This is a genomic window from Streptomyces sp. NPDC037083 (genome assembly GCF_055606485.1).
In genome coordinates, this window is record NZ_JBVJSQ010000003.1 from 771265 (window position 1) to 788783 (window position 17519).

The following is a 17519-nucleotide window of genomic DNA, read 5'->3' on the forward strand; positions in this document are numbered from 1 at the left end:
ACCGTCGCGGACGAGGCCCGGGGGCCAGGTCCGGGTCCGAGGCCGAGGACGGCGGCTACGGAGCCGCCGTCCTCCTTCAGCGCGCCGCCACCGCGGCGGGCGCTTCTCGAAGCCGGACGCTGCGACGGAAGCGGCGCAGCAGGAGCAGCGCGGTGGTGGCGAGGCCGGTGAGCAGGCCGAGCCAGATGCCGACGGTCTCCCAGCCGGCGGCGAAGCCGAGCAGCAGGGTGGCGGGCAGGCCGACGAGCCAGTAGCCGACCAGGGTGATGCGGAAGCCGCCCTTGGTGTCCTCCAGCCCCCGCAGGAGGCCGACGCCGATGTTCTGGGCGCAGTCGAAGAACTGCAGCACCGCGGCGATCAGCAGGAGGTTCGTCGCGAGGTCGGTGGCGGTCCGGCTGTCGCCCTCGAAGAACGGCGCCAGCACCAGGCCCGGCAGAGCGACGTAGGCGACCGCCACGACCGCCATGACGGCGGCGGCGCAGGCCAGGGCCGTCGACTTCAGCCGCTGTGCGGCCGCCGTGTTGCCGAGGGCGAGTTGGCGGCTGACACCGAGGGAGGCGGCGTGGGACAGGCCGACGGCGATCTGGAAGACGATGTAGACGAGCTGGTTGACGGCGGTGTGCGCGGCCAGCGCAGCCGTGCCGAAGCTGCCCACCAGCAGGGCCACGACGGAGAAGAAGCCCGCCTCGGAGCCGTAGGTGGCGGCGATCGGCGCGCCCAGGGCGGTCAGCCGGCGCAGGGTGGCCGGGCGGGTCTTCCAGACGCGCAGCGACAACAGCGGGGCCAGACGCGGGTCGCGGCGGGCGGACCGGTACAGCGCGAGGAAGGACAGTGCGTACACCGAGGTCGTGGCCAGGCCGATGCCCGGCAGGCCCAGCTCGGGCAGGCTCCAGGTGCCGTGGATGAACACCCAGTTGAGGCCCGCGTTGACGGCGATCGAGGCGATCGTGATGCGCAGCAGGGCCTGGGGGCGGCGCATGCCGACCGTGAACTGGCGGATCGCCTGGAACCACAGGCAGGGCACCAGGCCGGGAGCCATCGTGTACAGCACGGGCGTCGCCGCGTCGACGACGTCACGGTCCTGGCCGAGGAACACCACGGCGTGTCCGATCGCCACCATCAGCACCGCTCCCGCGAGCCCCGCGAGCGTGGACAGCAGCAGGCTCGCCCGGACCAGGTCCCGGACCTCCTCGTGAGCGGCTTCCGCCTGGGCGCCCGCCGTCGTGCCGTGGGACTCGGCGCGCGCGTCGGCCGCGGCGACCTGGTTGCCGACGGCGGTGACCAGGCCTACGCCCATGGTGCGCAACTGGTTGAAGATCACCATGGCGAGGCCGCCGGCGGCCAGGGCCTCGGTGCCGATCAGGCCCATCATCACCGTGTCGGTGGTGGTGAGCGCGACCTGGGCGAGCTGGGTGAGAGCGAGCGGGACGGCGAGCGTGGCCAGGGCGCGGCCGTCGGTGAGCAGTCGGGCGAGGGCGGGCGGCATCAGTGTGTTTCCTGGGGGGATTCGGGAGCCGCTGGGCGGCGGAGTTTGGTCAGCAACTCGTCGACCTCGCGCTCCACTTGAGGGGAGAGGAGGCCACGGGCGGTCATCCAGTCGTCGTCGAAGACGGTGTCCATGTACTTCTCCCCGCCGTCATTGACCAATGCGACCATGGTCGTGGCGGGCGGCAGTGAGGACAGTCGGGTCAGCGCCGCGTACACGACCCCGCCCGCCGAGCCGCCGATGAGCAGTCCGGTGCGCCGGGCCACGGCCCGTGCGGTGGCGAACGCCTCGACGTCGCCGACCTTCACGCCTTCGTCCAGCAGCGAGTAGTCGACCATCGCCCCGATCGTCGCACCCTCGGGTGTACCGGTGCCCGACTGGTGGTAGTCGTGGGCGGGCGGCCCGAACGCGATCGAGCCCTTCGGCTCCACGCCGACGATGCGCATCCCCGGCACCGACTTCCGCAGCGGGCCCCCGGTCCCGAACAGCCCGCCGCCGGTGCCCACGGCGCCGATGAGGACGTCGACACGACCGTCCAGGGCGGCGTGCAGTTCCCGGGCCACCGGGTGGTAGCCCACGCCGTTCGCCAGGTTGTTGTGCTGCTCGGTGAAGTAGGCGTTGTCGCAGTCCGCGGCCATCTTCTCCGCCAGTTCCTCGCGGGCGGCGGTGGCCAGTTCCTCGTCCCCGTCCTCGGCGACGTACACCAGCTCCGCGCCGAGGGCCTTCATCGCGCGCAGCTTGTCGGCGGCCGCGTGGCGGTCGACGACGGCGGTGAAGGTGTAGCCGCGCTCGGCGGCCACGACGGCCAGGCCGAGCCCGGTGTTGCCGGAGGTCGACTCGATGATCCGGCCGCCGGGGCGCAGCAGTCCGCGCTCCTCGGCGTCGATGACCATGCGCCGGGCCATGCGTATCTTGGCCGTGCCGGTCGGGTTGAACTGCTCCAGCTTCAGCAGCAGGCGGGCGTTGCTTTCCGTCCGGCACAGCTCGAACAGCGGTGTGGCGCCGATGAGTTCGGAGACCTGCCGCACGATGGGCGGGCGGTACAGGGGGTCGTCCATGAGGGGGCTCCTGTGGTTCCTCAGTGGGGGTGGCGGTCGAGGCGCCAGCGCGGGCGGGAAGCCGAGGGCTCGACGACGACCTTCGGCGGCAGGGGGAGCTCGTGGAACGGTGATTCGTTGGAGTCCATCTGGTAGCCCGCCGTGTTGAGGTACGCGAGCAGGTCGCCGGGCGCCGGGCGGATGGGGAAGGGGATCTTGCGCCAGGTCAGCATGTCCGACTCCAGGCAGGTCGCGGCTCCCACGCACGCCGGGTACGGCCCCGCGTCGGCCACCGGCTTCGTCCGGTCCGGCAGGAGCACCGGATCCGGCAGGAACTCGCTGTCGAACCATTGCTCCGACAGGCTGAGGCTGCTGCCGTCGACGGTGAGGACCGCGTACCCGTCGCGTTCCTTGACGCCCTGCACGCGGAACACCGTGAACCCGGCCTGGTCCAGCAGCGCGCGGCCCGGTTCGACGAGGAGGGCCACGCCCGCCCTCCGCAGCAGCCCGGCCACAGTGGTGTCCTCCCCGGTGGGGGTGGCCGCCAGGATCGCGCGCAGGGCGTCGGCGCCCGCGACGGGGGAGTGGTACGGGTAGAAGCCCCCGAAGGTCCTGTCCGCGTGGAAGTGCTCGGGACGCCGGCTCTGCTCGAACCGCCGCCAGTCGTCCCGGTCCACGTAGTCGACGGCGAAGCCGCCGCCGATGCTGATCCGGTCGGCGCGCAGGCCGAGTTCCCTGGCGCGCTCGCAGTGGTGGATCAACCCGGCCGCGAAGTCGATGCGTTGACGCAGGTCGTAGCCGGAGAGGTGGAAGCTGAAGCCTTCCATGTCGACCGGCCCTTCGGCGCACCGGTGCAGGGCGTCGCCCAGTTCGTCGGCGTCCAGGCCGAAGCGGCTGTGGGGCTGCTCCGGGGGCAGACAGCGCAGCAACACCCTGGCGGTGCGGCTCAGTTCACGGCCGAGCGTCTGGAGGCGGTCGAGTTCGTCGAGTGCGTCCACGGCGATGAGCGCTCGGTGGAGCAGGGCGACGCGCAGCAGCTGGTCCGCTTTGGCGGGGCCGGTCACCATCAGGTCCTCGCCGCGCACCCCGGCGGCCAGGGCCTCGCGCAGCTCGCCGTGGCTCGCCACGTCCACGCCCAGGCCGGCCAGGGCTGCCCGTTCGGCGTAGACGGCCGCCTTGTTGGCCTTCTTGGCGTAGTACACCCGGCCGTCGACGTCCGCCTCGGTGAACACCTCACGGAATGCCGCGGCGTTGGCGTCGAAGCACCGCGGGAACAACACGTGGTAGGGGCCGCCCAGGCCGTGGCTCAACTCGTGCAGCAGCCTGTCGGCGAGCAGTGCGCGCACCTCACCGGTGGTGTGCGAGGCGAGCGGCGTCGTCACTTCCACAGCGGCACCGCCGTGCCCAGCCCCTGGGCGAGGGCGAGTTGGGCGAACCGGTGCCCGAGGGCGATGTCGGTGACGACGAGCCCGCTGTTGTACGCGAAGACGCGCTGCCCCGGGTCCGTGCGCCCCGCGGCCCGCCCGGCGAGCACGTCCGGGAACTCGGCGTCCACGTCGCGCAGCCGGCCGTCCGCGTCGGCCATGTCGGTGCCGGTGACCCGCATCTGCGCGGCGCTGGTGGCGATCACGCGGTCGGCCCGGTGCAGGGTGGAGGGCGCGATGCCGTAGCCGACGAGGACGGACAGCGCCGCGGGTTTGAGCCACTCCGCGTCCACGGACGCCGGTGTGTTGGGGCCAGCCGTGGCCAGCACGATGTCGGCGTTCCCCGCTGCCGCCCGCAGGTCGGTCACGACTTCCAGCTCGCGTTCGGGGAAGTGGGCCGCCAACTGCTCGCGCACCGCTCGGATGCCGTCGGGATGCGTGCCGAACAGCGTCAGCCGCTCCAGGTCGGGCAGTGCGGTCAGCAGGAACGGCAGCGCGAGCCGACCTTGCGTGCCGGTGCCGATGACGAGCGCGGTGCGGGCGCCGGGCGGGGCCAGTTCGCGGGCCAGCAGCGCCGAGACCGCCGGGGTGCGCAGCGCGCCCACCCGGCCGCAGTCCAGCATGGCGACCGGCAGCCCGCTCTCGTCGTCGTACAGGGTGAGCGTGGTGTAGTAGTGCTGTTTGTCGCGGTCCTCGTGCAGTCCGTGCTTGTACGACGTCTTCACCGCGACCACGCCTCGCGCCCCGTCGCGGCCGAGCATCGCGTAGGCGACGGAGTGGCCGTCCTGCGGTGCGACGGTGAGCTTGCGCGGGTTGTCGGACCTGCCCTCGGCCAGTGTGCGGTATGCCTGCTCCACCACGGAGACGACGTCGGGCAGCGTGATGTCGATGCCGGCCATGTCGCTGGTGCTGAGGATGCGCAGGGTCGTGTCGTCGGACGGCATGGTGCTCCCCGGGTCTCGGCTGTGGTCGTTGTCGGTGCCGGTCATGCGAACGCCTCCACGGCCGCCTGGCCGTAGCCGTGCTCGGACCGCTCGGACTGCGGACGGGTGCGTCGGCCCGGAACCCGCACGGAGGAACGCTTCAGCCAGCGGTCCGTGCCGTCGTAGCGGGCCCGGAAGGGGACCCGGCCGTGCACGACGAGGTCGTTGTCCACGACCAGGACGTCCCCTGGCGTGAGGGCCACGGCGACGGAGACGCGGGCGAGTTCGGCCTCGAGCCGGGCGTAGGCCGCGCGGTGTTCGTCGGAGGCCTCGTCCAGGGGCGTGTAGGCCGGGTCGAAGCGCAGCGTCGGGCCGGTCGGCGACTGCCAGAGGGTCGGTACGGGCAGCGGGGCGCCGTCGTAGTCCTGTGCCTGGGCGTAGGCGTCGTCGGGGAGGATCGGCAGCACCGGTTTGCTGAGCAAGTCCACGTCGTCGGGGTGGAGTCGGACCTGCCGGATGCTCGCGGCCGTCGTCGCGACGGCATCGTGGTTGCGCAGGCAGCCGAGGACGAGCAGATGGGCGCGGCCGGGGTGGAAGGCGTCCTCGGTGTGCGGGCTGAGCAGCACGTTGCTGCTGGCGCCGGTCTGCTCCGCCTCGTGCCCCGGCGAGGGCACGATGTTGTGCACGAACCGGCCGTCCTGCTGGCCCTCCCACGCCAGGGGCGTTCCCATCACCGTGGAGAGCAGGAGCAGGACCACGTCGTGGAGCGCGCCGCCGTTCCCGGCGGCCGACCAGTGGGCGGGGGTGGGGCCGATGGCCTCGTCGTCGACCGGGAGGCCGCGCAGGACGAACAGTCCCTCCGGGGTGTCGACGGGGCGGCAGGCGTGCCGGACCGATTCGCTCAAAGAAGCCGCGGCAGCGGGGATCCGAGCGAGCAGTGCCGGGTCGGTGGAGTCGCTGTCGAAGGCGACGAGCAGGGTGCGGGCCGTGGACGTCAGTTCCGTCACGACGTCGGGGTGAAGGGGACGTGCGGTGGTGGCTGCCGTCGGCATGGTGAACCGTCCGTTCCGGTGCGGTCGAGGGCGGGCGGTGGCCCCGTGGCGGCGGGGCCTGGTAGCCGATCGGAAACATAGCCAGCACACAGGGAGTAGGCAAGGCTTACCTAAGTTGATCAAAATCACGCTGCACACCCTCTTGTGTGCGGTGTGTAATTCAGGGTAGGCAAACCTAAGCAATTGAGCCGCCCTGTGAAATCGAGGACGACGTGGACCTGACCAGACGTCACATCCTGTGGGCCGGTGGCGCCATGGGCGCGACCGCCCTGCTGGCCGCCTGCGGCGGCGCCGACGCCGAACCCGCCGGGTCCGCCACCGGCGGCTCCGCGAAACCCCGCAAGGGAGGCACCCTGCGCGTCGGCGCCCTCGGCCGGGCCGGAGCCGTCACGCGCGATCCGCACGGCACGCAGTCCAACGAGAGCGACTACCTCATCCTCAGCCTCGTATACGACACGCTGACCGTGCCCGGCGCCAGACCCAACACCGCACCCCGGCTCGCGGCGAGCTGGGAGCCGTCCGCCGACCTCAAGACCTGGAAGTTCAGGATCGCCGAGGGCGCGAAGTTCCACGACGGCTCCCCGGTCACCGCCGAGGACGTGGTCTTCTCCCTCAAGCGACTGCGCGCCACCCCCTCCGGCGCCTCCCGTCTGCCGGGCATCCAGGCGCAGAACATCACCGCCGAGGGCACCGGCACGGTCGTCCTGGTCTCCGACTACGCCAACGCCGAACTTCCGCTGCTCACCCGCCTGACGACCTTCGTCGTCCCCAAGGGCACCGCCGACAAGGACATCGCGAAGGCCCCCGGAACCGGCCCCTTCAAACTGGACTGGTTCCGCTCCGGCAACGCCCGCCTGGTACGCAACGAGGGCTGGTACGGCGGCGAGGTGCACCTCGACGCCATCGAGGTGAAGATCTTCGAGAGCCCGCAGGCCATGGCCAACGCGCTGCTGGCCGGACAGATCGACCTGGCCTCCGACGTCGGCGCCGTCGCCGCCCGAACCGCTGCCTCCCGCAAGGACGTTCAGACCGTCCGCCGCCCCAACGACATGGCGATGCCGATCGTCATGCGCACCGCCGACGGCCCCTTCGCCGACCCCAGGGTCCGCGAGGCGCTGCGCCTCGCCGTCGACCGCGAAGCCATGGTCGACCAGGTCCTCTCCGGCTACGGCACCGTCGCCAACGACATCCTCGGCACCGGCGACCCCGCCTACGACAAGAGCATCCCGCAGCGCACCCGCGACCTCGCCAAGGCCCGACAACTTCTGAAGGAGGCGAAGTTCGACGCCTCCAAGACGTACGAACTGCTCACCACCGAGGACATCTCCGGCCTGGCCGAGTCGGCCACCCTGTTCGTCTCCCAGGTCCGCGAGGCCGGGGTGAAGATCAAGGTCGTCAAGCAGGAGTCGGCCGTCTTCTGGGAGAAGACCTGGCTCAAGGGCGACCTCTACACCACCTACTGGGGCACCAACGACTCCGTGGTCTTCTTCGCCAGCAAGACCATGGTCTCCGACAGCGGGCAGAACGAGGCCGGCTGGAAGTCCCCCGCGTTCGACTCCGCCTACCAGAAGGCCATCGGCAGCGCCGACGCCGCCCGGCGCACCCAACTGCTCAAGCAGCTCCAGCAGATCGAGTACGACGGGTCGGGCTACCTCCTGTGGGGCATGGCCGACGGCATCGACCTCGCCGGGGCGAACGTGCGCGGACTGCCGACGCTGCCCGGATACGGAAGGGTTCAACTCGAGGGCGCATGGCTGGCCCGTTGACCCGCGCGAGCACCGCGCCGGCCTCCTCCGCGCCCACTCGGCGGAGCAGGCCGGCTCACGGCGCAGCCCTGCTCCTGGCGCGCGTCGGCGTCACGCTGCTGAAGCGACTCGCCCTGCTGGCACTGCTGCTCGCACTGGTCTTCGGCACCGTCGAACTGCTGCCGGGCGATGCCGCCAACGCGACCTCCGAGCGCGGTGAGAGCGCCGCCGACCTCGCCGCGCGCCGCGAGCTGCTCGGCCTGAACCGGCCGGTCCTGGAACGCTTCGGGGCCTGGATGACCGGACTGGCCACCGGCGACCTCGGCACGTCCGCCCGCGGGGAGAAGGTCACCGACCTGCTCTCCACCGCGTTCCCCAACACCCTCCTCCTGGGCGGGATCGCCCTGCTGCTCACCGCCGTCCTCTCCCTCGCGCTCGGCTGCTGGGCCGCCCTGAGGCCGGGCGGGCGCCTCGACGGGGCCGTGTCGGGCGCCGCGACCGCGATCCTCGCCCTGCCCGAGTTCGTCGTGGCCGTCGCCCTGGTCCTCACGTTGTCCCTGTGGACCGGCTGGCTGCCCGCGGTCACCCTCACCGACGCCGACGGCGCCCCGGCCTCCTGGGACATGCTCGTCCTGCCCGTTCTCGCCCTGACCGTCCCGCAGGTCGGGTGGAACACCCGGATCGTGCGCGCCGCCCTCGCCGACGAGGCCCGCGCCCCGCACGTGGAGACCGCCGTACTCGACGGACTCCCGCCCCGACGCGTCCTCACCCACCATGTCCTGCCCGGCGCGCTGCCCGCCGTCGCCGCGGGCCTGGCCACCTCCACCGGCATGCTCCTGGGCGGCGCGGTCGTCGTGGAGACCATCTTCAACTACCCCGGCATCGGCTCGGTGCTCGCCTCGGCGGTCACCGACCGCGACAGCCCGGTCATCGCCGGGGTCACGGCCCTGTCCGGAGTCGTCATCACCGTTGTCCTGCTCCTTGCCGACCTGGTCCGCGACGCGGCGACGGGAGTCCGCCGATGAACGAGAAGACCGCCCGTGGGGGCGCCGCCCCACGCTTCCGCAAGGGCGTCGCTCTGCGCGTCCTGCCCGCCCTCGTGCTGACGGGGCTCGCCCTGATCGGCCCCTGGATCGCCCCGCACGCCCTGGACGCCCCGGTGACCGCCCCCTACGCGGAGGCCGGCGCCCACGGTGCCCTGCTCGGCGGAGACCAGCTCGGCCGGGACGTGTTCAGCCGCCTGCTCGCGGGCGGACGGGACCTCGTCCTGTCGTCGCTGCTCGTCGCGGTGCTCGTCACGGGCTCGGCCGCGGTCCTGGGCGCGATCGGCGCCGTACGGCCGCTCGTCGGACGGCTCGTGGAGCGCGCCTGCGACGTGCTGATGCTGCTGCCGGCCGTGCTGGGCATCCTGCTCGTCACCCTGTCCTGGCCCGGCGGAGGCCGTCTCGCCGTCATCGCCGCGGCCGTCGTGCTCGGGGTGCCGTACGCCGTCCGGCTCGCGGCGAGCGCGGCGGCCGCGGTCGCCGGAGCGGGGTACGTCGAAGCGGCGACGGCCGGCGGCGAACGGCTCTGGTACCTCGTCGTCCGCGAGATCCTGCCCAACCTGCGCGCCACCCTGCTGGCCCTGTTCGGCCTGCGGTTCGTCGCCGCCGTGTACCTCGTCGCGACCGCCGGATTCCTCCAGGTCGGCCCCCACCCCCCCGCCGCCGACTGGGCGTTGATGATCCGCGAGAACTCCTCCGGCATCCTCCTCAACCCCTGGTCCGTCGTCGCCCCCAGCATCGCCGTCGGCCTGCTCGCCCTCAGCGTCAACCTCGCGGCGGCCTCCCTCGCCCCCCAGACCGGCCGGAAGGCGGTGACCGTCCTGTGAGCCATGCGCGTGATCGGTACGCGAAATCCGGGGGGCTGCCGGGTGACACGCCTGCCGTCAGCGTCACCGGTCTCACCGTCAGCGCCGCGGACGGCCGACTCCTGCTGCGGGACGCCTCGCTCAGCCTGCGCCCCGGCCGTCTGGTCGCCCTGACCGGCCCCTCGGGCGCGGGCAAGACGACGCTGCTGCGGGCGATCACCGGCCTCCTGCCGCCGGGCACGGCCCGCACGGCCGGGCACGTCGACGTCCTCGGCCACGACATCCTCGCCCTGCCCGAACGCGAGCTGCGCGCCCTGCGCCGCACCCGCCTCGCCCACGTCGGCCAGGACCCCGGCTCGCACCTGAATCCGCGGATGCGAGTCCGCACCCTCGTCGGCGAACTCGCCACGGACCGGAGCCCGGACGCCGTCGCCGCCCTGCTGGCCGAGGTACGCCTCCCGGACGACGGCCGCCTCGCTGCCCGCCGCCCCGGCGCCCTCTCCGGCGGACAGCAACGCCGCGTCGCACTCGCCCGGGCCCTGGCCCGTCGCCCCGACATCCTGCTCCTGGACGAGCCGACAGCCGGGCTGCATCCTGAACTCCGCGACGAAATAGCCGAGTTGCTGCGGCACCTCGCCCGCGAACACCACCTCGCCGTGACCTTCTCCTGCCACGACCCGCAGGTCGTCGAGCGGTTCGCCGACGACGTCGTGGACCTCACGCCCCCCGGCGCCCACCTGCCCGCCCCGCGCCCGGCGGCGTCCACCTCCCGCGCTGCCGCAGGGATCAGCGCCCACCCACGGCCGCAGACCTCCAACCCCCCTTCCGTCGGGGCGACTTCACCTGCCCTCGACGTGCGTGGCCTGCACGTCTCCTTCCGCGGAACACCGGCGCTCACCGACGTCGGCCTCACCGTCGCCCCCGGCTCGGCTGCCGGCATCGTCGGCGTCTCCGGCTCCGGCAAGACCACCCTCGTCCGGGCCGTCGTGGGACTGCAACGTGCGGCCTCCGGAACGGTCCACCTGGCCGGCGCCGCACTGAGCACGGGCCTGCGCGGCCGGACGCGTGAACAACAGCGCGGCATCCAGCTCGTCACACAGAACCCGCTCGGTGCGCTCAACCCCAGCCGTACGGTCGGCGCCGCCGTCGGCCGTCCCCTGCGCCTGCACTGCCGCTGCGCGGCCCGTGACGTCGGGGAGCGGGTCGCCGGCCTTCTCGAACAGGTCGGGCTGCCGCCGGCGTTCGCCGACCGCTACCCGCACGAGCTGTCCGGGGGGCAGCGTCAGCGGGTCGCCGTCGCGCGAGCACTCGCCGCCGACCCCGAGGTCCTGATCTGCGACGAGATCACCTCCGCGCTGGACACGGCCACAGGGCGGGCGATCATGGACCTGCTGGCGGACCTGCGGGAGCGGCACGGCACGACCCTGGTCCTCATCAGTCACGACCTGCCCCTCGTCGCCGATCGCACGGACACCGTCACCGTGCTGGAAGGGGGCCGCGTCGTGGAGTCCGGCCCCACCGTCGAGGTGTTCACCGCCCCCCGACACCAGGCGACGCGAGCGCTCCTGGCCACGTCCGTTCCGGCCGAGCGGGCCTGAGTCCGGCCGACGAGAACCGACCCGGCGCGAGAAGCCGTCCTCGGGTGGGCTCACCTCGAGCATTCACCTCAGTTCATTGCAACGGCAACGTGAGGCGTGCGTTGCGTTACCTCGTAGGATCGTTGCAACGATATTATGCCTCCCAAGTGCATGTTCTCCACTCAAGTGCAATAAATAGCTTGTACGCTCCTTGAACGCAACGTAGCGTTTCCGAAGTTGGAAATCACGAGCCGACGGTCTCACCGTCCGGGGGCGCGTGTGTCGCAGACGAAGCGTCAAAGGGGTGGGGACCGTGGAGACAGTGCAGAGCCGGCCGCAGACGGCACCGGGAGCCTTCGCCGCCTTCGCCCGCTTCGTGCTCTGTGGCGGCGGAGTCGGGCTCGCCTCGAGCTTCGCCGTGGCCGCCCTCGCTTCCTGGATGCCGTGGGCTCTGGCCAACGCCCTGGTCACCGCTGCCTGCACGCTCCTCGCCACCGAACTGCACGCCCGTTTCACCTTCGGCGCGGGTGGGCGCGCGACCTGGCGTCAGCACGCGCAGTCGGCCGGATCCGCGGCGGCCGCGTACGCGGTCACCTGCGTGGCGATGCTGGCCCTGCAGCAGCTGGTGGCGGCGCCCGGCGCGGTGCTCGAGCAGGTCGTCTACCTGTCCGCTTCCGCACTTGCGGGCGTCGCGCGGTTCGTGGTGCTGCGGCTGGTCGTCTTCACGCGCAACCGCGCGCAGGACGCGGCCGCCGTCGGCACCGCCCGTCCCGTGCTGGTGACCGCGACTGGCGACCCGGCGCCGACCGCCCGGCCCGCACTCTGCCGCGCCGCCTGACCGCTCCGTCGGGCGGCGCGCCCTCGGCGGGGGCGCGGCCCGTTCAGCGTGCCCGTACCACACCGTCGGCGTCCGGCATGACGGCGGTGAGGACAGGCATGTCCTCACCGGCACATCCCGAGAGGAGTGCGGCAGCGGCGGCGCCGGACATCCGCGACACGAGCTCCGGGTACGCTTCCTCCTCGCACGTGACGCTCTGAATGCGGCCCTCCTCGTCCTGCCAGACACCTTCGACGAGTCCCTCGGCGGGGAACGAGCCGAGGACCGCATCGAGGTCGGAGGACAGGGGCGGCCACACGGCCAGACGAGCGCGGGGAGCCAGGCCGGCGCGCACCGCGTCGATGGTTTCGCAGGTGAGCCGGTGCCAGCGCGTGGCGCCCATGACATGCGTCTCTTCCAGGACCCCGGCGCGGCCGGTGGCCACCGCCCGGCGCAGGCCGTTCCAGAAGTCGTCGTCACCGGGCCGTGGAAGGTCTTCCTCCGCCGGCTCCGTGTCGACGTCGTAGGGAGAGGAAGCCAGGCGCTCGGCGAACAGCCCGAGCGTACGGGTGCGGGCGAGCGCAGCCTCGCACGGTCTGCTGCTGCCGATGTAGAGGTACTGGTCCCAGCCCACGTGCACCGCGAACACACCCTCGGCTTCCAGCCGGCACCAGGCCCCGCTGTCGCGCAGCATGACCCGGACCAGTTCGAGCCCGGCGCGCAGCGGTACCAGCGCGCCGTCGTGGAAACCGGGCGCAACAGCCGCCTCGACGGAGGCGCCGGGACCGGGCGGGAAGAGTCCCCTCAGCCCGTTGGCGTCCACCGGTGTCTCGAGCCCGAAGTGCGCGAGCGAGGCGACCGCCGGCTCGCGTATGGCCAGGTGGGCAACGCCGGTTTCGTCGGCGAACGCCTCGACCGCCTGGAGGTAGGCCGCCTCGACCTCGCCGTGGTCGCTGGTGGTGTCCGCGGAGCCGGTGTAGTGCCCGTGTTCGTCACGGTCGGCGGGGTCGTACTTCGTCACACGGTGGACGTAGGCCGGCATGGCCCCCATCCTTCATCAGCTGTCCTGCCGCACGCCCGGCATTTTCCGGGTCAGGAGTCACGCAGGCAGACGGAGCCGACCCGTCCGGAGCAACACCACACCCACATGTTTCAGTCACCGGGTTCGGGCCTCCACTCCGGAGGAGGCCGCAGGATTCGGCCGCGACCGCTGATCGCCGTCGGCCAAGCCGGTGCGGTCGGAGCCACCTTGACGGCGGATCAAGGCCGTTGCTCTCTGGTGGTGGCCGCTTTCGCCGTGTAGCGTCGGTGTCAGATGTCGTGGTTCGCAGTTCCTGCCCGCGCGATGGCGCGGGCGTTTTGCTGTGTAGGGCTGGACCAGGGCGATCACCTCCGGGGCCGCGCGGTGCGGTTCCCGACAGCGACTGGGAGGCACCAGCATGGCCAGCGGAACTGTGAAGTGGTTCAACGCCGAGAAGGGCTTCGGCTTCATCGCGCAGGACGGCGGGGGACCGGACGTCTTCGCGCACTACTCCAACATCAACGCCTCCGGCTTCCGTGAGCTCCAGGAAGGCCAGGCGGTCACCTTCGACATCACCCAGGGTCAGAAGGGCCCGCAGGCGGAGAACATCACGCCTGCCTGACGTCGGATGAAGACCGGCCCCAGAGCGTCTCCACCTGCTCTGGGGCCGGTCGGCTCGTGTAGGGACCTGTACAGCCGTACAGGTGCCTACAGCCGCCCTCTGACCGCGAGGCCGGTAGCTGACGGCCGGCGGCGTGACTGCGCTCCGGCGGGACGCCCGGCCCTGGCTTCGGACTGCCGACCGCCGAGGTCGTCTCGGGCTTGACACACCTCAGGCAACTCCGCGAGGTGTGTGGCACCGGCGATGCGAAGGGCTGAGTACTCCATCGCGTCGTACGAGATCGCGTCGGTGGGCGCGTCGCGTGCTGCGACATCGCCCACCGGGTTCGGCTGACAACTAGACGCGGTCCTGGAAGACGCAGCTCCACGCGTAGGTGCCCGCGACGCTGCCGTCGGCGCGCAGCGCCTCCAGCGTGTAGAAGTGCGTGGTCCCCCGTGCGGCCGTGGTGTCCGTGTAGGCGCGGGTCTCCGCCGGCAGGAGCCCGGCGTGCAACGGCTCGTACGTCATCGTCGCCGTGTTCCACCGGCTGATCCGGTAGCCCGCGACGCTTTCGCACTCGGCCGCGTTGTCGCACCGCCAGCTGATGGACGGCCCGTTCTCGGCGGGGCCGCCGATCACCGAGCCGTGCCCCAGGCCGCCGAGCTCCCAGTCCCGGGTGACCGTCACGGGCGGCCGCACGTCCAGCTCGGTGGCGTCGACGGCCGTCACCTGCGGGTCGCTCGGCGGCAGTGCGTTGTCCCAGCGGTCCCTGGCGACGACGGCGTACACATGCGTCTCACCGTCCGGCAGGTCGCCGCACAGGACCGCGAGCGGGTCGCTCGTGCCCTCCCGGCAGGAGGTGGACGTGAGCCACTTGACCGTGCCGTCGGCCTGCCGGACGCCGGTCCAGGCCACATAGCGTTCGACGTCGTCCTCGGGCGATGCCGCCCAGCTCAGCAGCACGCCGTCGGCGCGCGGGGTGGCCTTGAGTCCGGTGACCGGTCCGGGTGCGACGACGTCACCGGTGCGGACCACGAGCGGGGCGGACAGCGCCGACTCGTTGCCGGCCGGGTCCACCGCCGCGACCGCGTACGTGACATACGTGCCCGCCGGCATGTCGACGTCGTGGCACATGCCGCCGTTGCTGGCCTCGTCGCTCTCCTCGGTGCAGGTGACGCGGGTGAGCGCGGTCGGATCGAGGGTCCTGCCGAGCGAGCGGTAGACGTGGTAGGTCCCGCCGTTGTCGAAGTCCTCGTAGAAGCCGTCGGGCTGGCTCCACTCGACTTCGGTGTAGTCGGCCCGGACGAGGGAGCTGAGCGAGGTCGGGGACATCCGCGGCGGCGTCCGGTCGACGCCGTCGCCGGTGACGGCGGCGTACGCCGAGGGGTTGCCGAGCGCGTCGAGCGCACGGACCCGGTAGTACCGGGCGGTGTTCATGGGGGCGTCGGTGCGGTACGACGTCGTGGTGACCGTGTTCAGCAACTCGAACGGCCCGGTGGCCGCGGGGGCGGCGTACACCTCGTACGCCGTGGCGTCGGCGACCCCCTGCCAGGCCAGCGTGGCCCACCACGCGTCGCCGACGACCGTGAGACCGGCCGGCGCCGCGGGGCCCGTGCGGTCCACGGTCACGGCGGTGACGTCGAGGCTGCCGAGGGACTCGCGGCCCGCCTTGTCGACGGCGCGGACCTCGTACAGGAAGGTCTGGCCCGTGGCGGGCGTGGCGTCCACGAAGGACGGTGTGGTGAGCAGCGACGAGCCGCTGACCTTCGCCCACTGGGTGGTGCTCAGCCGGCGGTACACGCGGTAGCCGGCGAGGTCCATCTCCTTGTTCGCCGCCCAGCGCAGGGTCGTCTTCGTGGTGTCCGGCCGGTACGCCGCGGTGAGGCCGGTCGGGGCCAGGGGCCTCACCGTGTCGACGGCGGCCTCGGTGCGCGGGGCGTACGTGAACGAGGCCTGGGCGACTCCGGTCCAGGCGACGTAGTCCACGCGGATCGTGTGCTTGCCGGCCGGGATGGTGAGGTCGACGCTCTTGCGGGCGGTGGTGGAGACGTTCTTCCACAGGTCGATCTTCCGCACACCGTCGACGTAGACGCGCATGCCGTCCTGCGTGGCGGCGGAGAGCCGGAAGGGGCCGCCGGAGCCGAAGTCCCGGGTGAGGGACCAGCGGACGGAGAAGTTGTCCTTGGGCAGCGTGACGCCGGCCGGGTCGCCGTACCCGTAGTTCTCGGCGATGGCGGAGTCGCAGGCGGTCAGCTTCGGCGTGCCGCTGAATGCGGAGTTGGCGAAGTACTGCGCCTTCCAGACGGGAGAGGCGCAGGTGACCGCCGCGGAGGCCGGGACGGCGGCGATCAGGTCGCCGGTGGCGGCGAGGGCGGCCGTCGCGGCCAGCGCGGTCAGCCGGGTACGAGTCATCACGGAAAGTGGGGCCCCTTCAGGACCAGTGGAACACAGGTCGAACAGATGAAACACATGTAAACAGATGGAACGGGTGACGCATGTGTGACCCATGAGGCGGGGAGAGGGTTGCCCCGTCCCTCACCCTTCCTCACGGACGTCCGTCGGCAGGCCCGAGCACCTGCGCATCGAGCCTGGGAGACCGGTCGCTCACGCGGACACGGTGGACAGCGCCCGGCGCTTGTCCGCCACGTAGCGCGCCACGGTCTTTCTGTCGCTTGCCGTCAACAGGCGCTTCTCGACTGCCTGTTGCACATCCCGTACGACTTCGGACAGTCCCGTGCCGGCCTGGCAGTCCGCATCGGCGCGCGCCGTGCCGATCTCGTCGCGGCCGAGTGCGCGCAGGGCCTGCTCGTTCGACGCGGCCTGCCCGAGGCGGGAGTCGACGGCCTTCCGCGGGGCCTGAAGATCCTTCGCCGGATGTCCCGCCTTCGTCATGCACGAGGACCAGCGCCGGACGACGTCTCGGTAGCGGGAGTCCGCCTCGACGGCGCCCATCACACGGTTCGCCAGCCCCACGGTGACGGGCTCGACGGTGTTCCAGTCCGCCCCGTACAGCGCGGCGCGAGCCCGGGCGACGCAGCCGTCGGTGGAGTACTGCAGGCTGACGCCGTCGGGCAGCCGCAGACTCACCCGGTGCGCGGGTGTGCCGGTCAGAGCCTCCTGCCAGGCGGCCTCGCGGGGTTCGTCGGCCGGAACAGGGGCGGACCGCCGGTACAGGTACTCGCCGACGATCCCGTACCCGTCCTGGGCCGCCTTCTTTGGGGTGAGCAGCCCGTAGGGGTTGGTCTCCTCGCTGCGCGCGGACGCGGTCCGGCGCTGCGCCGTGTACTGCTGGCCGCGGGAGCTCATGCATGCGGCGACGGCGCGTTCCTCACGGTCGTGCAGGCGTACGGCGTCGGCGTGGCTGAACGCCGTGGCACCCGACAGCGGACGGACGTCGAGTGCCACGGGCCCGCGGCCGGACTCCCCCTCGAGGGAGCAGCCGGCCGCGGTCAGCGCAAGGAGCACCGTGAGGAGCGTCCGCCGCGCCTTGGATGTGATCACACGCACCAGTCGTTCGAGGCGACGTTGTGCCACCACACGGTGTTCGCCAGGGAGCCGTTGAAGTAGCCCCGGGCGAGCACGTAGCTGGAGCCCGTGTAGCCCGTGCCCGAGTAGAGGCGGACGTTGCAGCTGTTGCCGTTGTTGTAGAGCGACTCGGCGTTGTTGAACTTGTTGTACTGCAGGAGGTTTCTGTTGTCGCCGTAGACCACGCCGGGGTCGCCGGAGCCGTTGACGCCGAGGTAGGCGCACAGGCCGCCGGACGGACAGTCCGACCACGCGGCGTTCGCGGGGGCGGCGGTGATGAGGGCGCCGGAGGTGGCCAGAGCCACGGTGCCCAGGGCGATGCCGGCCTTGGCCAGGATCCGCTTCATACTCGGTGTTCCTCCATCATTCGGGGCGCCGCCCACGGGACGGAAGTCGTCCGTGGTGCGGTTGGTGCCGTGCACACGGTGGCGGGGGGAGGTGGCCGGGAAGCTTGCCTGAACC

Annotated in this window: 15 protein-coding genes; 6 read left to right on the top strand and 9 right to left on the bottom strand. The window is 72.1% G+C overall.

Annotation, left to right across the window (positions count from 1 at the left end):
- Window positions 1-76: 76 nt before the first annotated feature.
- The 5 genes from ACZ7DE_RS11915 to ACZ7DE_RS11935 are packed head-to-tail and all read right to left on the bottom strand — an operon-like array spanning window position 77 to window position 5877.
- On the bottom strand, window positions 77-1486 hold the full coding sequence (locus ACZ7DE_RS11915; RefSeq protein ID WP_470759956.1) for an MATE family efflux transporter: 1410 nt from the start codon (window positions 1484-1486) through the stop codon (window positions 77-79).
- Window positions 1486-2544, bottom strand: coding sequence for a cysteine synthase family protein (locus ACZ7DE_RS11920; protein ID WP_470759958.1), 1059 nt, complete (start codon window positions 2542-2544; stop codon window positions 1486-1488). The genes ACZ7DE_RS11915 and ACZ7DE_RS11920 overlap by 1 nt, the downstream gene beginning before the upstream one ends.
- Before the next feature lie 20 nt (window positions 2545-2564).
- Window positions 2565-3905 (bottom strand): Y4yA family PLP-dependent enzyme, encoded by a 1341-nt coding sequence (locus ACZ7DE_RS11925; RefSeq protein ID WP_470760114.1) that lies wholly within the window; start codon window positions 3903-3905, stop codon window positions 2565-2567.
- Window positions 3902-4936 carry an ornithine cyclodeaminase family protein gene (locus ACZ7DE_RS11930; RefSeq protein WP_470759960.1) on the bottom strand — a complete coding sequence of 345 codons (1035 nt, stop codon included), beginning with the start codon at window positions 4934-4936 and terminating at the stop codon, window positions 3902-3904. Before ACZ7DE_RS11930 ends, ACZ7DE_RS11925 begins: the two co-directional genes overlap by 4 nt.
- Window positions 4933-5877, bottom strand: a complete 945-nt coding sequence (locus ACZ7DE_RS11935; RefSeq protein ID WP_470759961.1) for a TauD/TfdA family dioxygenase — start codon at window positions 5875-5877, stop codon at window positions 4933-4935. Before ACZ7DE_RS11935 ends, ACZ7DE_RS11930 begins: the two co-directional genes overlap by 4 nt.
- Window positions 5878-6176: 299 nt before the next feature.
- Between ACZ7DE_RS11935 and ACZ7DE_RS11940 the strand changes: the two genes are divergently transcribed.
- From ACZ7DE_RS11940 to ACZ7DE_RS11960, 5 genes are all read left to right on the top strand, one after another.
- Window positions 6177-7688, top strand: coding sequence for an ABC transporter substrate-binding protein (locus tag ACZ7DE_RS11940; RefSeq protein ID WP_470760116.1), 1512 nt, complete (start codon window positions 6177-6179; stop codon window positions 7686-7688).
- Entirely contained in the window at window positions 7673-8692 is a 1020-nt protein-coding gene (locus ACZ7DE_RS11945) for an ABC transporter permease (RefSeq protein ID WP_470759963.1), read from the top strand. Before ACZ7DE_RS11940 ends, ACZ7DE_RS11945 begins: the two co-directional genes overlap by 16 nt.
- Window positions 8689-9537, top strand: a complete 849-nt coding sequence (locus ACZ7DE_RS11950; RefSeq protein WP_470759966.1) for an ABC transporter permease — start codon at window positions 8689-8691, stop codon at window positions 9535-9537. Before ACZ7DE_RS11945 ends, ACZ7DE_RS11950 begins: the two co-directional genes overlap by 4 nt.
- Window positions 9534-11114: an ABC transporter ATP-binding protein gene (locus ACZ7DE_RS11955; RefSeq protein WP_470759968.1), complete on the top strand. Its 1581-nt coding sequence runs from the start codon at window positions 9534-9536 to the stop codon at window positions 11112-11114. Before ACZ7DE_RS11950 ends, ACZ7DE_RS11955 begins: the two co-directional genes overlap by 4 nt.
- A gap of 292 nt (window positions 11115-11406) precedes the next feature.
- Complete coding sequence (locus tag ACZ7DE_RS11960; protein WP_470759970.1) at window positions 11407-11931, top strand: GtrA domain-containing protein; 525 nt, start codon at window positions 11407-11409, stop codon at window positions 11929-11931.
- Window positions 11932-11974: 43 nt separating this feature from the next.
- Here ACZ7DE_RS11960 and ACZ7DE_RS11965 read toward each other — a convergent pair whose 3' ends face one another.
- On the bottom strand, window positions 11975-12952 hold the full coding sequence (locus ACZ7DE_RS11965) for an RNA-binding protein (protein ID WP_470759972.1): 978 nt from the start codon (window positions 12950-12952) through the stop codon (window positions 11975-11977).
- A 397-nt stretch (window positions 12953-13349) separates the two neighbouring features.
- Between ACZ7DE_RS11965 and ACZ7DE_RS11970 the strand changes: the two genes are divergently transcribed.
- On the top strand, window positions 13350-13553 hold the full coding sequence (locus ACZ7DE_RS11970; RefSeq protein WP_037751662.1) for a cold-shock protein: 204 nt from the start codon (window positions 13350-13352) through the stop codon (window positions 13551-13553).
- A gap of 336 nt (window positions 13554-13889) precedes the next feature.
- Here the strand turns inward: ACZ7DE_RS11970 and ACZ7DE_RS11975 are convergent, their stop codons facing one another.
- The 3 genes from ACZ7DE_RS11975 to ACZ7DE_RS11985 all read right to left on the bottom strand — a co-directional run bounded on the left by ACZ7DE_RS11975 (window position 13890) and on the right by ACZ7DE_RS11985 (window position 17404).
- Window positions 13890-15944 (bottom strand): PA14 domain-containing protein, encoded by a 2055-nt coding sequence (locus tag ACZ7DE_RS11975; RefSeq protein WP_470760118.1) that lies wholly within the window; start codon window positions 15942-15944, stop codon window positions 13890-13892.
- A 192-nt stretch (window positions 15945-16136) separates the two neighbouring features.
- Complete coding sequence (locus tag ACZ7DE_RS11980; protein ID WP_470759974.1) at window positions 16137-17033, bottom strand: hypothetical protein; 897 nt, start codon at window positions 17031-17033, stop codon at window positions 16137-16139.
- A complete protein-coding gene (locus tag ACZ7DE_RS11985; RefSeq protein ID WP_470759975.1) occupies window positions 17030-17404 on the bottom strand; it encodes a peptidase inhibitor family I36 protein in 375 nt (124 codons plus the stop codon). The genes ACZ7DE_RS11980 and ACZ7DE_RS11985 overlap by 4 nt, the downstream gene beginning before the upstream one ends.
- Between the last annotated feature and the right edge of the window lie 115 nt (window positions 17405-17519).

Coding starts and splice junctions, on each gene's coding strand:
- ACZ7DE_RS11915 (WP_470759956.1), bottom strand. CDS start 1,486: ATGCCGCCCGCCCTCGCCCGACTGCTCACCGACGGCCGCGCCCTGGCC.
- ACZ7DE_RS11920 (WP_470759958.1), bottom strand. CDS start 2,544: ATGGACGACCCCCTGTACCGCCCGCCCATCGTGCGGCAGGTCTCCGAA.
- ACZ7DE_RS11930 (WP_470759960.1), bottom strand. CDS start 4,936: ATGACCGGCACCGACAACGACCACAGCCGAGACCCGGGGAGCACCATG.
- ACZ7DE_RS11940 (WP_470760116.1), top strand. CDS start 6,177: ATGGGCGCGACCGCCCTGCTGGCCGCCTGCGGCGGCGCCGACGCCGAA.
- ACZ7DE_RS11945 (WP_470759963.1), top strand. CDS start 7,673: ATGGCTGGCCCGTTGACCCGCGCGAGCACCGCGCCGGCCTCCTCCGCG.
- ACZ7DE_RS11950 (WP_470759966.1), top strand. CDS start 8,689: ATGAACGAGAAGACCGCCCGTGGGGGCGCCGCCCCACGCTTCCGCAAG.
- ACZ7DE_RS11965 (WP_470759972.1), bottom strand. CDS start 12,952: ATGCCGGCCTACGTCCACCGTGTGACGAAGTACGACCCCGCCGACCGT.
- ACZ7DE_RS11970 (WP_037751662.1), top strand. CDS start 13,350: ATGGCCAGCGGAACTGTGAAGTGGTTCAACGCCGAGAAGGGCTTCGGC.
- ACZ7DE_RS11975 (WP_470760118.1), bottom strand. CDS start 15,944: ATGACTCGTACCCGGCTGACCGCGCTGGCCGCGACGGCCGCCCTCGCC.
- ACZ7DE_RS11985 (WP_470759975.1), bottom strand. CDS start 17,404: ATGAAGCGGATCCTGGCCAAGGCCGGCATCGCCCTGGGCACCGTGGCT.